Source organism: Oleiphilus sp. HI0132, assembly GCF_001635845.1.
Genome location: NZ_LWGJ01000975.1, coordinates 1 through 609, shown reverse-complemented (window position 1 = coordinate 609; position 609 = coordinate 1). Strand labels below are relative to the sequence as shown.

Below are 609 nucleotides of genomic sequence, written 5' to 3'. Positions count from 1 at the left end.
CTAGTATTGATCGGCGGTGTGTTGGTCTTACTGGCGACCATTTATTCAAGTATCGATGAGCGAATATTACAAGGTGCAATTTTACGGACACTCGGCGCTAACCGAAAGCAGCTTCGCCTTAATCAGTGGAGTGAATTCGCTTTGTTAGGCCTCATGGCAGGTATTCTGGCCCTGCTGGGTACTGAAGCAATCTGCTATAGCTTATATCGCTATTTACTCGACCTAGACTATCAAGTGCAATGGCATCTTTGGGCATGGCTACCCATTAGTTCAGCCTTACTGATCATGTGTTTAGTAGGATTGAGTACAAGGAAGGTGGCTAGTCATTCGCCAGTTAGTGTACTTCGAGACAGCTAAGCACCGGGACAAGTCATTTGATGAAGCCATGAAGAATGAATTCTACCGAGGCATGGAAGTCGCTGCCGCATCAGGAGCCTTAGACGGCGCACAGGGGTTTACCAAAGGTCAGGGCAAGCATGGGCAATTTTAAAAGCTGAATAAGGAAAGCACGCCTCCTCATTCAGCCTTTTAACGTCTTAGCTTATTTTAGTAGTTCTTCACTTCAAACTGGTCATCCGAAGGCTTTGCGGTATAGCGACCTTCTACCTG

At 46.6% G+C, this 609-nt stretch carries 1 protein-coding gene; it reads left to right on the top strand.

The genetic code is table 11. The features are described from left to right. On the top strand, positions 1–357 hold a 357-nt coding region (locus A3766_RS11005; RefSeq protein ID WP_156508872.1), incomplete at its 5' end, for an FtsX-like permease family protein. Positions 358–609: the final 252 nt, after the last annotated feature.